Source organism: Acinetobacter sp. GG23 (assembly GCF_057766365.1).
The window spans coordinates 338,379-351,936 of the sequence record NZ_JBYMDJ010000003.1 but is presented as its reverse complement, the minus strand read 5'-3'; the positions used below and the strand labels follow the sequence as shown (position 1 = coordinate 351,936).

At 41.2% G+C, this 13,558-nt stretch carries 12 protein-coding genes; 4 read left to right on the top strand and 8 right to left on the bottom strand.

The genetic code is table 11. The annotated features are described in order from the left end of the window. Nucleotides 1-20: 20 nt before the first annotated feature. The gene (locus AC3CAU_RS07790) at nt 21-1,859 is read right to left on the bottom strand and encodes an extracellular solute-binding protein (protein ID WP_447054215.1); all 1,839 of its coding nucleotides are present in this window, start codon (nt 1,857-1,859) and stop codon (nt 21-23) included. A 29-nt stretch (nt 1,860-1,888) separates the two neighbouring features. After that, nucleotides 1,889-5,158, bottom strand: coding sequence for a lytic transglycosylase (locus tag AC3CAU_RS07785; protein ID WP_447054214.1), 3,270 nt, complete (start codon nt 5,156-5,158; stop codon nt 1,889-1,891). A 218-nt stretch (nt 5,159-5,376) separates the two neighbouring features. On the opposite strand from AC3CAU_RS07785, the gene dnaQ reads away from it, so the two are divergent. The 3 genes from dnaQ to nudC all read left to right on the top strand — a co-directional run bounded on the left by dnaQ (nt 5,377) and on the right by nudC (nt 9,332). Further along, on the top strand, nt 5,377-6,789 hold the full coding sequence (gene dnaQ / locus AC3CAU_RS07780) for a DNA polymerase III subunit epsilon (protein ID WP_131213744.1): 1,413 nt from the start codon (nt 5,377-5,379) through the stop codon (nt 6,787-6,789). A gap of 126 nt (nt 6,790-6,915) precedes the next feature. Next, on the top strand, nt 6,916-8,559 hold the full coding sequence (locus AC3CAU_RS07775) for a chemotaxis protein (protein ID WP_447054213.1): 1,644 nt from the start codon (nt 6,916-6,918) through the stop codon (nt 8,557-8,559). Then, nucleotides 8,559-9,332, top strand: a complete 774-nt coding sequence (gene nudC / locus AC3CAU_RS07770; protein WP_131213748.1) for an NAD(+) diphosphatase — start codon at nt 8,559-8,561, stop codon at nt 9,330-9,332. Before AC3CAU_RS07775 ends, nudC begins: the two co-directional genes overlap by 1 nt. A gap of 1 nt (nt 9,333) precedes the next feature. On the opposite strand, the gene AC3CAU_RS07765 is transcribed toward nudC, so the two are convergent. The 5 genes from AC3CAU_RS07765 to AC3CAU_RS07745 form a co-directional block, all read right to left on the bottom strand. Continuing rightward, nucleotides 9,334-10,221 carry an alpha/beta hydrolase gene (locus AC3CAU_RS07765; protein WP_131213750.1) on the bottom strand — a complete coding sequence of 296 codons (888 nt, stop codon included), beginning with the start codon at nt 10,219-10,221 and terminating at the stop codon, nt 9,334-9,336. Beyond that, on the bottom strand, nt 10,211-10,894 hold the full coding sequence (locus tag AC3CAU_RS07760; protein WP_424621475.1) for a BON domain-containing protein: 684 nt from the start codon (nt 10,892-10,894) through the stop codon (nt 10,211-10,213). The genes AC3CAU_RS07765 and AC3CAU_RS07760 overlap by 11 nt, the downstream gene beginning before the upstream one ends. Nucleotides 10,895-10,959: 65 nt before the next feature. Next, a complete protein-coding gene (locus tag AC3CAU_RS07755; RefSeq protein WP_424621477.1) occupies nt 10,960-11,391 on the bottom strand; it encodes a YraN family protein in 432 nt (143 codons plus the stop codon). Continuing rightward, nucleotides 11,391-11,618, bottom strand: a complete 228-nt coding sequence (locus AC3CAU_RS07750; protein WP_424621479.1) for a hypothetical protein — start codon at nt 11,616-11,618, stop codon at nt 11,391-11,393. The genes AC3CAU_RS07755 and AC3CAU_RS07750 overlap by 1 nt, the downstream gene beginning before the upstream one ends. Nucleotides 11,619-11,702: 84 nt before the next feature. Further along, nucleotides 11,703-12,332: a penicillin-binding protein activator gene (locus AC3CAU_RS07745; RefSeq protein ID WP_424621481.1), complete on the bottom strand. Its 630-nt coding sequence runs from the start codon at nt 12,330-12,332 to the stop codon at nt 11,703-11,705. A 12-nt stretch (nt 12,333-12,344) separates the two neighbouring features. On the opposite strand from AC3CAU_RS07745, the gene rsmI reads away from it, so the two are divergent. After that, nucleotides 12,345-13,184 (top strand): 16S rRNA (cytidine(1402)-2'-O)-methyltransferase, encoded by an 840-nt coding sequence (gene rsmI, locus AC3CAU_RS07740; protein WP_447054212.1) that lies wholly within the window; start codon nt 12,345-12,347, stop codon nt 13,182-13,184. A gap of 79 nt (nt 13,185-13,263) precedes the next feature. On the opposite strand, the gene AC3CAU_RS07735 is transcribed toward rsmI, so the two are convergent. Continuing rightward, nucleotides 13,264-13,512: a hypothetical protein gene (locus tag AC3CAU_RS07735; RefSeq protein ID WP_131213760.1), complete on the bottom strand. Its 249-nt coding sequence runs from the start codon at nt 13,510-13,512 to the stop codon at nt 13,264-13,266. Nucleotides 13,513-13,558 lie beyond the last annotated feature (46 nt).

The window sequence follows — 13,558 nt, the reverse complement described above, 5'->3', positions numbered from 1 at the left end:
CCTTGTGCCTGTGCTCTTGCTTATTGTTGACCTAAATAATGTGTGACTTTTTTTGCTTGTTTCGCATCACTCCACCAATAGTCAATCCCTGTTGAAAGCTTGGGTTTAACCTTGGGTTGATGATACATGTTCCAGTAGGCAAACCAGTTTTCACCTTTACCATAGGTCGGAATTTGATAATAACCGGCACGCAATAAACGATCCAGCACCTTGGTTCTGACCACCAACTCTTCACGATTGGGGGCACGGATCACCTGCTGAATCACAGCATCAATCACCGGATTCTTAATACCTGCATAATTATAATTGCCGGGCTGATCTGCCGATGCACTGCCCCAAAACTGCGCCTGCTCATTCCCCGGATTAAGCGACTGTGGCATCACACTGGTGGTCATGTCAAAGTCCTTACTGCGCATACGTTCAATGTACTGTGGCACGTCGACATGACGAATGGCCACATCAACGCCCAAACGTTTCATATTGCGGACAAACGGCATCAGCGTACGTTGTAAACCGTCTTGATGAATTAAAAACTCAATCTGAATCGGCTTGCCTTTGGAATCAAGCAATCGACCTTTTTGAAAGCTATAACCGGCTTTTAATAAAAGTTGGCGTGCAATCAGCAGATTATTGCGATTAAAACCACTGGCATCAGACCCTGGATATTTCCAGACTTTCAGGACACCCTGACGTTGAATCGGATTGAGTTTGGCTAAATACGGTTTGAGAACCTTAAACTCCGCTGAACTTGGGATACCTTTCGCTTCAAGTTCACTATTGGCAAAGTAACTCTGTAAACGCTGATATTGTCCATAAAACAGGGCTTTATTTTGCCATTCAAAATCGTATGCATAAGTGATGGCTTGGCGGAACTTGATGTCTTGAAAAGGTGTACGGCGAGTATTAAACACAAAACTTTGCGTCGGAATGGGATTCTGATGCTTGAATCTGTATTTTACTACCATCCCTGTCCTTACTGCAGGAAAATGATATTCCGTAACCCATTTACGCGCAGTAAACTCTTCATGCAGGGTATATTGACCGGACTTAAAACCTTCAAAAGCAATATCGAGACTGCGGTAATAAACATACTTCAACCGATCAAAGTTATAACGCCCTTTATTGACCGGTAAATCTTTAGCCCAATAATTCGGGTTACGTTTGTAGGTAATACTGCGACCAGCATCAATCCGATCAATCAGATACGGTCCCGAACCTAGAATCGGCTGCATGGTGACCCGGGTAAAATCTTTGTTCTGCCAATCTTTTTTAGAATAAATGGGCAGTTGCGACAAGATCAGCGGCATTTCTGAATTATTGTCAGACTTAAAACTCATCTTTACCGCATACTTGGACAACACTTCGGTTGTATCCAAATCTGCCAGATACATTTGCAAACCCGGATTAGACTTGTTCTGATACGCATCGAAACTAAATTTCACATCTTCGGCAGTCACTGCACTGCCATCACTAAAACGTGCTTTGGGGTTTAAATGAAAAATGACATATTTGGTTTTATCTGGATCAAAGGTGACTTTCTCCGCCAACAGTGGATACATCACCCCAGGCTCATCCAGTGACGCCGACATCAGCGAGTCAAACAAACGATCAACGCCCTCTGTTGAACTGCCTTTGCCATTCATACTATTCAGGTTATCGAATGTGCCATTACTTGCTGTACTTAAATAACCGCCTTTTGGAGCATAGGCATTTGCATAAGGCATGACCGACAAGCCTGCATATTTCGGCTGGCTATGGATTGCGATATAAGGGGTGGTCTGTACTGCAGCCCACAGCCCTTGCGTAAGAAGACTCACCCCACAGGCAAAACCAAAGCGTTTTGCGAAAGCAAATGACATCTGAAATGGCTCCCTGTCTTTGCGTATAATTATAAGTTTGGCACTTTAATGACATCACCGATACGCAATTGAGTATTCGGTTGAATCGCGTTTATTTCAGCCAGTTTGCTGCTTTCCAAACCATAACGGTTGGCTAGACCAATCAAGGTATCACCGCGTTTGACTTTATAGTCAATCACTGTTTTAGGGACCATGATCTGCTGACCGACACGTAAACCTGCCCGTGCATTTAGATCATTTAACGATGCCAATTCAGCAACTGTTATTCCGGCCCGACTGGCAATCACATTTAAAGACTCGCCTGGTTTCACAGTATAAGCATCAGCATTTTTTGATGATTTCATCGCTTTTGCTACAGGTTCATCCACTTTAGCTTCTAGCTTTGGAAGATCGCCTTCAATTTTCAAACGTTGCCCACTACGCACACTTGAAGTTCGGGTCAAGCCGTTTAGTGCAGATAAATAATCCAGCTGTAAATGATATTTTTTGGCAATACTGCTTAATGTCTCACCTGATTTTACAGTATGCGTATCTGGCTGTTTGTCGAAGCTCACTTTTTCAATTTTTGCTTCAACTTTGGCTGGAGCTGGTTCTTCACCCGTGAGTTTTAAGCGCTGTCCAGCACGCAAGCCTGTATTACGGTTAATGCCATTAATATTGGCAATATAATCCATGCCTAAATTATATTTAGCTGAAATAGCCGACAAACTATCACCCGATTGCACAGTGTAATTTTCAGGAACAGTTGAACCTGCAGGAATTTTAAGGGTCTGACCAACTTGCAAGCCGCTGCTATTGGATAATTTATTGAGCTGGGCTAATTCAGTTAAAGAAATTTTCGACTGTGCAGCAATACTGGATAAAGTATCACCTCGTTGCACACGATAGCCTTCAGTTTTATACGATGGTTCTACACTAGCCGTTTCTACTTTAACTGCAGTATTTTTTTCTTCTTGCTTCGCTTCTACTTTAGTTTCAGCTTCTTGTAATGGCACATTAATTTTCTGCCCCACTATGAGACTACTGCCCGCAGTTAAACCTTTGGTTAAATCTGCCAGCTCCTGATTAGACAAGGCATAACGGTCTGCAATCAGTTTTAAATATTCACCACGTTTGACCACATAAGACTTGGTTTTCACTTTGGCATTGAATTTTGCGTTACTGATTTTAGTTTCAGCCAGATCGGAATTACTTGGCGCCGTTTCCTTTAACGACAATTTTTGCCCAACACGCAAACTACTACTGACTGATAGATTATTGTAATCCGCAAGTTGTTTAACTGACATGCCAAACTGGCTAGCCACCCCAGTCAAGCTGTCATTGGCTTGAACCACATAACTTTCAGGCTGCGCTTTTGACTTATTGCTGGCAGATGTTTCTGTCTGTTTCGGTTTAGCATCATATAGATAAATACTGGTTCCGACATAAAGCGCTGAGTTTGGATCAATCTGATTCCACTTTGCCACATCACGCCAGTTCAAGCCATTTTTCATGGCAATAACAGCCAAGGTATCTCCTGGAAGTACAGTATAAGTACTGCGTTTTCCTTTAGGTGCGACCACCACAATTTCTAAATCCGTTTTAACGTAGTTTTTACCTTGGTTACGTTTCGCTTCGTCAGAATCAATTTTGGTATTTTCCGCTACCCCTTTAGGATAAGAAAAAGCTTTGGTCAGTTCTTTCCCTTGTTGCTCTGCTACAGATTGACTGGTTTGAATCGCGGTAAGTTTAATTTTACCGTCAAAAGGATCGATAATTTCTGTACCTTGCGGTGCCAAGGCTTTAAGTTCTGCAACTACTTTATCTTGTTCAGCTTTGCTGGCTACAGGTTGTAGCACTTGCTCGACTGTTTTATTTTCACCTTCAGCTCTTACTGCAGCCAAAATTTGCTCACGCTCAGCCGAAGACAATGGCGGCTCAACGGTTATCGGCTTAACATTTGCTACTTGATTCACGGCTACAGGAATACGTGGTGCACTTGGAATATCGCTATTCGATGCAAACGATGCCAATGCGGCTGAACCTTGAGGGGTAGAAAGAGGTGCCTTTGATGTGGAGGTTGTTGTCACAGGATTCGTAGCTTTAACCGCTGCAGATGTAATAGCTTGAGATGTTTTTGTAGTCGTCGTGGTTAATACGGGTGGAGCTGTTTTTATCGGATTAATCACTTGAGTGTTTAAGTCAGGCGGATTAGATTTTTCTGGCGTAAAGGGTTTGGCAGTACTTGCCCATAAACCACCAGAACTGGAAGATAATTTTTTAAGTCGCGCATCAATTGATGGACTCAGGTCTGCCGGAATAATAATCCGCATTGGGCTTTCACTATCAATCAAATCTCCGCGATGCCCTGGATTTAACTGATATAGCTCAGCACGGCTCAAGCCGGTAATTGAAGCAATTTCATTTAAGCTTACCGGACCAACAGGCACTTCTCTAAAGTGTGGACGGTTGGCAATAGGAGGCAAAGACACGCCATAGGCGCTCGGGTTTTTAATAATTTGTGCAACTGCAAGAAAGCGTGGCACATAGTTCATGGTTTCCTGAGGCAATTTCAGTGACCAGTAATCTGTTGGTAAACCTGCGGCTTTATTACGGTTAATTGCTTGCTGGATACGACCCGGACCTGCATTATAAGCCGCCAAAGCCAATTCCCATGAACCAAACTGGTTATACAAGCCACCTAAGAACTCATACGCTGCACGCGTTGACTCAACCACATCACGGCGACCATCATATAAACTGGTTTGTTTTAAACCATAAATACGGCCGGTACTTGGAATGAATTGCCACATGCCGGCTGCTGCTGCACTACTGGTTGCAGCTGGGTCATAAGAGCTTTCAATAATCGGCAATAAAGCCAGTTCAGTCGGCAAGCCACGACGCTCGGCTTCTTTCACCGTATGATAAAGATAACGTGAAGCACGTGCGCTTAAACGATCCAAATACGGTTGACGTGAAATAAACCAACCGCGCTGCGCTTCAATACGAGAGTCCCAATGGGTTTGATCCATTTTAAAACCTACGGTCATACGCTTCCAAACGTCACCGTGTTTTAAAATAAGCAGACGATCCCCTTCTACCGCGCGCATATCTGTGGCGGAAAGTAAATCTTCCAAAGAGTCCAAACTATTGGCATCCAGATATCCAGAACCCACCAGTTTCGATTTTGATCCTTGCGTTGCACTTTGGCTCGAGGAACAGCCAGTCAGACCTAGCGCAGCTAAAGCTGAACCCAATACGGTAATTTTAAAAAATTTGGGTAATAAAGGCTGCCACAAAATCGCGGTTGGTTTATACATAAAGAAATCCAGACAACTCGTATAAAATTTATTTTTTAGATATGCCATTGTAGTGAAGCATGTCTTAGACACAAGGCAATAATTTAGCGCGATTTCACTATAAATGTTACAAGAAATTAAAAAATAAGCATGTTATACAGTTCAAAAGTGCAATTGCGTTATACAATATACTATTGACGCTGTTCAATTTGACTTTCACTCGTTCGGATTTGGTTTATATGACTCAAACAATCACACTCTATGTCGATGGCGCTTGCCGCGGCAATCCAGGTTTAGGCGGTTGGGGTGCATATGTCATTACTGAAACTGAAGAACATAAACTGTATGGCGGTGTACCGGAAACCACCAACAACCGTATGGAACTAACTGCAGCAATTGAAGGGATTAAGTTCTGCCCAACAGATGCTAAACTGATTATCTGGACAGATTCCAACTATGTGAAACAAGGCATTACCGAGTGGATTCATGGTTGGAAAAAGAAAAACTGGAAAGATGTTAAAAATCCTGATCTGTGGAAATTGCTTGACGCAACCTGCCAGGGCCGCGACATTGAATGGAACTGGATTAAAGGTCATGCTGGACACCCAGGCAATGAAATGGCAGATCAACTCGCCAACTTAGGTGCAGATCAAACCTTAGAAGCCATGAGAAATGCATCATCAAAAGCAGAAAAACCATTAGAACAAACTGTCGTTTTAGATAAAAAAAAAGTGGAAAAGGACTGGCTCCTAGATGATCCTTTTGGTTTCGATTTAATCGAATCGGATGTGCAAGATGATACTGAAGCTTTAGAAAACTTAGAACAAGAAATGATTCAGCCTGAAGAGATGAATGACGAAGCTGAAGTGCAAGATGAGCTTATAGAAAGTGTTGCGCCTGACCTTTTAAACGTAGAGCATCCTCATATTATGATTACGCCACGAACCAAACAGGTTCATGGTCCGCGTCAACTGATTCTGGATACGGAAACCACCGGTTTCTACTTCCAGGACACTGACCGGATTATTGAGGTCGGCGCCATTGAAATGGTCAACCGTAAACTGACCGGTAGCTCCATTCATATTTATATCAATCCGAAAAAACCAGTCGGTGATTCTGAGAATATTCATGGTATTTCAGATGCCTTCTTGCAAGATAAACCTGTATATGCAGAAATTGCCGATGTACTTTTTGAGTATTTAAAAGGCGCAGAAATTATTGCGCATAACGCCAACTTCGATATGAACTTCTTGAATATGGAGTTCAAACGGGCGGGCTTTGTGGCTTTATCAGAGGTGTGTAAGGTTACTGACACCTTAGCTATGGCGAAAAGCAAACATCCTGGGCAGAAAAACTCCCTGGATGCGTTGGTTCGCCGTTATGAAATTCCACAACGAGACCGTACGTTTCACGGTGCCTTACTCGATGCTGAAATTCTAGCTGATGTCTATTTAGCGATGACGGGTGGTCAAGTCTCCTTCGATATGGATACCTTGACCGAAAGTGAGCAACAACAGGCACAGACAGCACGTCTAAGTGTACAAATCGAGCTTCCTATTATTCTGCCTTCAGAACAGGAACTTGAAGCACATGAGACATGGGTCAAACAATTTGAAGAAAAACATGGAACAGCTTGTCTTTTTGCAAAATAAAATCTACATTTCTAGTGGTTTTTTGTATTTAAACGTTTAACAGTTAAGTTATAGTTGAATGTAAAGAAGTTTCGCCCTTAACCGGCTGCTCATAAACAGATAAAACACTAGGAAAGGTGCAGATCCATGTCTTACCAAACCTCTATTCATTTTGACCCAACTGCATTGCTGATAATAAAAAATGAGGTTGATAACTCAATTAAACTAGTCGAATCAGCGGTTAGCAGCTTAGCAGAGGATCAAACTTTACCTTTTGGTATTGATGATGCACTGAATCAGTTTGAGCAATGTGCCCAAGTACTTGCGCTGATTGATATGCAAAGCTTGGCTAAAATCGCTCAATATTCTGCCGAGTTAATGCGTAAAATCATGAGCAATCCTGCGCAAATTAATACGCAGGAGGTGATCGCCTTAAGTGAAGGCACCACCATGATGAAACGCTATATCGAATTTATTTGCTTGCGTGAAGTTAAAATTCCGCAATTTTTGCTTGATACTCTGAATCGCCTTGAGATTGTATTAGGCAAGCCGATTACCCCTGAAGGTCAGCATATTGAGCCATTAATTGATAGCTTCACCCCTGACTTCCAGCTTCCTAAAGCACCGAGCTTAGAAAAATCTAAATATGTGCATCGCTTGTATAAACTGTCTTTAAACAAGCTTATTAAGCAGGAAGAAACTGAATTTGATTTACAAGCCATTAAATTGGTCGGTGCATATTTAGCAGGTCTTGCTGAAAATACGCCAAGCAAGCAATACTGGAATCTGGTGCATGTTGCATTTGACCAAATTGATCACTTGCTTCTGAATGATCCACGTTTACGCACCTTGATTAGCATTGAACGTAACATTGCGCAATATTTCATTACTCCTGATCGTTTCAAACCAAGCTTGCCGGATTTAGCCAATATTTTAAGTTTGTGCATTAGCCAAGAAGATGAGACTGCGCAGCATATCCGCAGCCAGCTTAATTTGAGTGAAGACCACCTGACCGATACGCAATTACAAGTGTTCAGCCGTCATCTTTATGGTCCCGATTTTGATACCATGCATACGATTAGTGAACTTGTAACCACAGAAATGGCACAAATTCGTAACGACATTGAATACAACTATCAGAATATGACCCCAGAAAAAACGCGAGAGTTACAAGACAAATTAACCAGTCTTGCTAATATTTTCAAAGTGTTAAATCTGAATGAAGCCTTTAATGACTTGTCGCGTCAAGCCAGTTTGCTTAGCAGTGCTGAAGTGCTAAAAGATGAAGATTTTGCACAACAATTGATGAATTGCATTCTATCTGCGATGAATTCAATTGGCGTATTGGAACGTCATCACACCTCAAGCCGTTTACAGCTTCGTGTGCATAACATGAATATCTCTTTAGACCGTTTAGATGAAGCACATGCTGCTTTGCTGAATGAAACTAAAGCTGTGATTGACCTTTCCAGCCAAACTCTGATGCAATACTTACAAGACAACAATTTGGCAACTGTAGAAAATACGCCGACGCAATTGCGTGAAATTGGTGGCGCACTCTTGTTCCTAAATGCTGAGGCAGGTCAAACTGCATTAAAAACTGCAGCAGACTTTATTCAGCAGCAAATTGAAAGTTCAACAGTGATTAATGCTGAACAAATCAATCATACTCTCGACACTTTAGCCAGTGCTGATATGATGATTGACAATTTAAAATACAAACAACCTGTATTGCAGTCAATGTTTAATGTAGCATTGGAAAGTAGCGAAAAACTGAAAACTGTTGCCTAATGTCTGAATTATCACTTGCTTATATTTTTCATCAACATCAACTGTTAGTGGATGAAAACTTTCAACTTCCTCGAGTAGAACGTTTAGCAAGTGATCTTCACTTCAACACGGGTGATCAAGTGATTGCCCGTGATCTTCTCGAACACGAACCTATTCCTCAGGGCTTGCAGTTGGTTCCCATCCGTCAGCTATTGACACTTTGGAATACCAAGCAATTCGAACATGCCAGTCGTGCAATTCAACTTTTAGAATGGCGTAAAAACCATAAATTCTGTAGCCACTGCGGACATCAGACAGAAGCACATCAGACTGAATATGCCATGATTTGCCCTGCTTGTCGCTACCATCAATATCCGCGAGTACAGCCTTGCGTAATCACGGTAATCACACGCGGTGATGACGAAATCTTGCTGGCTAAAAATGCAAAAAACAAAACCAATATGTATGGTCTGATTGCTGGTTTTGTCGAAGTTGGAGAAACTTTAGAAGAAGCAGTACGCCGTGAAACCTTTGAGGAAGTCGGATTAAAAGTAAAAAATGTACAATATCTTGCCAGTCAACCCTGGCCATTTCCGAGTAATTTAATGCTCGCTTTCCGTGCTGAATATGCTTCTGGTGACATCAAGCTTCAAGAAGAAGAAATTAGCGATGCACAGTTTTTTAAACTCGATCAACTGCCGGAAATCCCTTTTAAAGGCAGTATTGCTTACGCAATGATTAAACACATTACCGAAGGTCACCCTGTTGCAGATGACACTCGTGAATGGTTGTAAGCTAGGGGTTTAGCGCTTCATCCAAAGCCGCTAAAATTTGTTTCTTGGTCTGAAAAAAGCGGCTAAACAAACTCGAAACCGATCCCATAATGGAAATATGCCCCGTACCTGGGATGGTAATCATTTGGCTATGATTGCCCTTTTCCTGCAAAATACGATGCAAATCTTTTGAATTATTATGACCAACCACTTGATCATTCGCTGCTAAAAACAGGTAATGCTTCACTGTGTTCGGTTCAATAAAATAATATGGCATCACATGTTGATAAGGCACGCTCTGATCAAACGCATCTGCACATAATGGATCATCTTTATAATCAAAATGATAAGGCCCAGATAATCCAATAATCGCCTGAATTTGGGCACGACAGTGCAAGGTATATGGCTTTGGATGATACAGTGCCGACATGACATTAAATGCGCCAGCCGAATGCCCCATCAACACGATTTTTTCAGTCCGAATATTCAGTTTAGATTGATGTTGGTTCAGATAGTTTAATGCCAGGCTCAGGTCATCAATATAACTGGGAAATACATGTTCTGGTGCAAGATGATAATTGATCACCGCAACATCATAGCCCTCCTTCGCAAAGGCTTCACCGACAAAACGATAATCTTTTTTATCTCCATGTAACCACGCCCCGCCATGTACAAATACAATTAAAGGACGGTGTTCACGTGGTGTTTCAGCGGTAAAAATATCAAGGCGTTGCCGGGCTTTTAAGCCATAAGCAACATTTTCAATGACCGAATAGCCCTTTCTGGAAGTTAAACGATTCAATGCATAACTACCAAAATCGTAAAGGCGAAAATCTTTGTAAAACATTTTCACCAATGCGACATTTTGTTCCAGTTTGTTCTTGACCAATTGAGTTACATTATTGAGCATTCGTAGGCTCAGCTTGGTCAGGATCAATCGCTACAGGGGTTTGTTCAACAGGTTGTGCATACACCACAGGACTGCTAAAACTTGAATTCACTGCACGTGATTCTTCAACATTATCAATCAGGGTAATAATTTTAGTCACATTTCCAACTTGCTCAAGTATCTGATTAAGATCCTTGATTTCAGCACTATTTAAACGTCCCATTACATATAGAATGCCATCTTCTGTGTGAATGCGGACTTTACTATCCGATACTACGGCAGCTTTCATTATCAGCCCACGTGTGTTGGCTGTAACCGTAGTATCTTGCATAATGGTGCTATAACCAATTTGGTTACCCACAGTAATATAATTATGTACAGTTTTGACATCCGTCATTGCACGCACATTATCTTCAGCCAATTGCTTTAAATGGGCATCTGGCACTTGGCCAGTCAGTAAGACATTGCCATGAAAACTTTCAATATTGACTCGGGCTTGTTTAAAGCGGCTATCTAATTTATATAAATTGATTTTAGCGGTACGTTCTATAGAAGAATCAATAAACACCTGTCCAAGCGAACGGGCACCACTCTCTGTTCCTACCGGGGCTGGTCCTGTGCCACCAGAGATGAAACTTGCACAACCAGATAAACTTGCTACACACAGTAACGTCATTGCAATACGGTTAAACACTCAGCAAGACTCCTCATCATTAATTTCAATTCTATTTTATTTCAGCATTTACGCTCTGATTTTGTTCAAAGGTTAATGAACTCTTGATCAAAAGTAAAAGCATTTTCTATCCATTGTTGATCATAAGTGAATTTAGAAAAATCTTGCTGTATGGTTTTTGCAAATTGTTGAAAAAAATCAAAACAAATCACATCAAACCGACAATAAAATTGTTGAAATTCTGGATGACTATTTAAAAAGTATAATGCTGCTTTCATAATCTTCTTTTGTTTAGAGAGTGAAATTGTTTCACATGATTGTGCATATTGAGTTGCAGAGCGTGCTTTCACCTCTACAAAGATCAATTCTTGATCCTTTTCTACAATCAGGTCAATTTCCCCATAACGACAATGATAATTCATGGCAATCAGGACAAAACCTTGTGCTTGTAAAAACCCCAAAGCCTGCTGTTCAGCCCATTGTCCTAAATTTAAATTGAGTTGCATATTTTTTGTCATTACAAGCTCCTAATGCCTTTTCTAGTATTTTCAAAACAATGTGGAGGCCGCTGAATATGAGGATTGCTGATTTGAATCAGCCCTGTTCGCCCTTGAAATTCAATACTTTTTAAATTTGGTTCATCAAGATATTGTTGAGCAATATGCCGAACATCAACACCAAAGGTTTGTAGCCGTTTATATGGCATGGCAACAGGATTTTGTTGACACGAATAAGCTTCAATCACATCTGAGCCTGCCAGATTATATAAAGCTGGTACCTCACAAAACTTCAATTTTTGGGGAATCGCTTGTTGCTGTTCAATGCCATTTCACCCTACATAAATATTTTTATTTGGTAACTTTGCCAGACTATTGCTCCACTGATTATTTCCGATTCGCAATAAACTGCTTTTTTTATTCAACTTTTCAGGTAATTCCTCGACCACAGTTAAGGGATAATCTATTTTTGAAACTAAGGACATGACAAAAAGCTCACTGTCGGCTTCTATTCCCGGCTGGCGAAATACATAAATTTGCTTAATTTTATCCTTCTGCAAGATTTGATTTAGTCTATAAGCATCATCTTTCTTGGACAGGCTAAACTGCCCTACCTGATCTGCTTGGTGGGTCACTTCATTTAAAGCAAAAACACAAACTTTGGGTTTACTCTTGATTAAGCCTTCCACTTCATTGCGCGCTAAAGACCCAATCACCATTTGGTTTTTTTTATTGACATTTATTTTTAACAGCTGGGCGATTTGTTTTGTATCCGAGTTTACAAATTTAATCGGGGTTTTCTGGCCTGATGCTTGATAAGCACTCATAAAACCCTGTTTGACGCTTAATCCGACTCGCGCCCTGGGACCCGATTCAGGTAAAATGCCCCATACTTCAGCTTGTGCATGGTTAAAAATGCAATACAGCATGAAGTCCATTAAATTATTTTTATTATCCAACATTGGAGAAACCTTATGAGTGCTCAGTTATTTGTTGTAGCGACCCCAATTGGGCACTTAGATGACATTACTTATCGTGCGATTGATGTTTTAAAGTCAGTCAGTATTATCGCGGCAGAAGATACGCGTACTTCTGCTCAATTATTAAAGCATCATAATATATCAACTCCCCTAACTGCGTGTCATGAGCATAATGAAAGCAACAAAATAGATATATTGATTCAAAGATTGCTGAATGGCGAAAATATGGCTTTAATTAGTGATGCAGGGACACCGCTGATTAGTGACCCGGGCTTTAAACTGGTTCGTGCCGCGCAAGAGCAAAATATTCGTGTGGTTCCTGTGCCGGGTGCTTGTGCTGCAATTGCCGCACTCAGTTCTGTCGGTTTACCGAGCGACCGTTTCAGTTTTCAAGGCTTTTTGCCTTCTCGTCAATCCCAGCGCCGAATTCAGTTGGAAAAACTGAAAGATGAAACCCAAACTTTAATTTTTTATGAAGCGCCTCATCGCATTTTAGATTCTGTTAAAGATATGGCTGATATTTTTGGTGCAGACCGCCCGGTTGGCTTTGCCCGTGAAATTACCAAAACATTTGAAACCATCAAAAAAATGACTTTGGCCGATTTGATTCAACTGATTGAATCCGATCATAACCAGCAAAAAGGTGAAATTGTTTTAGTCATTGGGGGTGCAACGGTAGAAAAGGATTTAGATCAAGAAAAACTGGATCAGTTATTGACTCGCTTATTGCAAGATTTATCGGTAAAAGCAGCTTCACAGTTGGCCGCTGATTTGACGGGCATTAAAAAGAAAGTAGCCTATCAACGTGCTTTAGAACTCACCGCTAATGTTTAAAATGCATAACTAAAAACAAAAAAAGCATCACTTGTGTGATGCTTTTTTATAGCCTTGGACAAAATCAAGGATTAGACCATTAACCCTTAGCAGATTCATCTGCAGGAACTTCGGTAATACGGCCACCTTGAGCAAGAAAAGCAGCAAGTTCATCTTCTAAGGCTTGGCGCTTTTTAAGTTTAGCCGTCACGGTTAAAGTTTCTGCCTCAGCCACATCGCCATCAGTTGGCGTAACTTCACTGACAGATGCACCTTTTTCAGCAGCTTTCGCTTCATCTTCATCTACTGCAGATTCTTCTACTTCATCGTAGTCATTCATATCTGTCATGGCTGTTTCTCCCCATAAATAATGTCTAGCGTTCCAATGTGAATTG

Coding starts and splice junctions, on each gene's coding strand:
- AC3CAU_RS07790 (WP_447054215.1), bottom strand. CDS start 1,859: ATGTCATTTGCTTTCGCAAAACGCTTTGGTTTTGCCTGTGGGGTGAGT.
- AC3CAU_RS07785 (WP_447054214.1), bottom strand. CDS start 5,158: ATGTATAAACCAACCGCGATTTTGTGGCAGCCTTTATTACCCAAATTT.
- dnaQ (WP_131213744.1), top strand. CDS start 5,377: ATGACTCAAACAATCACACTCTATGTCGATGGCGCTTGCCGCGGCAAT.
- AC3CAU_RS07775 (WP_447054213.1), top strand. CDS start 6,916: ATGTCTTACCAAACCTCTATTCATTTTGACCCAACTGCATTGCTGATA.
- nudC (WP_131213748.1), top strand. CDS start 8,559: ATGTCTGAATTATCACTTGCTTATATTTTTCATCAACATCAACTGTTA.
- AC3CAU_RS07765 (WP_131213750.1), bottom strand. CDS start 10,221: ATGCTCAATAATGTAACTCAATTGGTCAAGAACAAACTGGAACAAAAT.
- AC3CAU_RS07755 (WP_424621477.1), bottom strand. CDS start 11,391: ATGACAAAAAATATGCAACTCAATTTAAATTTAGGACAATGGGCTGAA.
- AC3CAU_RS07745 (WP_424621481.1), bottom strand. CDS start 12,332: ATGTTGGATAATAAAAATAATTTAATGGACTTCATGCTGTATTGCATT.
- rsmI (WP_447054212.1), top strand. CDS start 12,345: ATGAGTGCTCAGTTATTTGTTGTAGCGACCCCAATTGGGCACTTAGAT.
- AC3CAU_RS07735 (WP_131213760.1), bottom strand. CDS start 13,512: ATGACAGATATGAATGACTACGATGAAGTAGAAGAATCTGCAGTAGAT.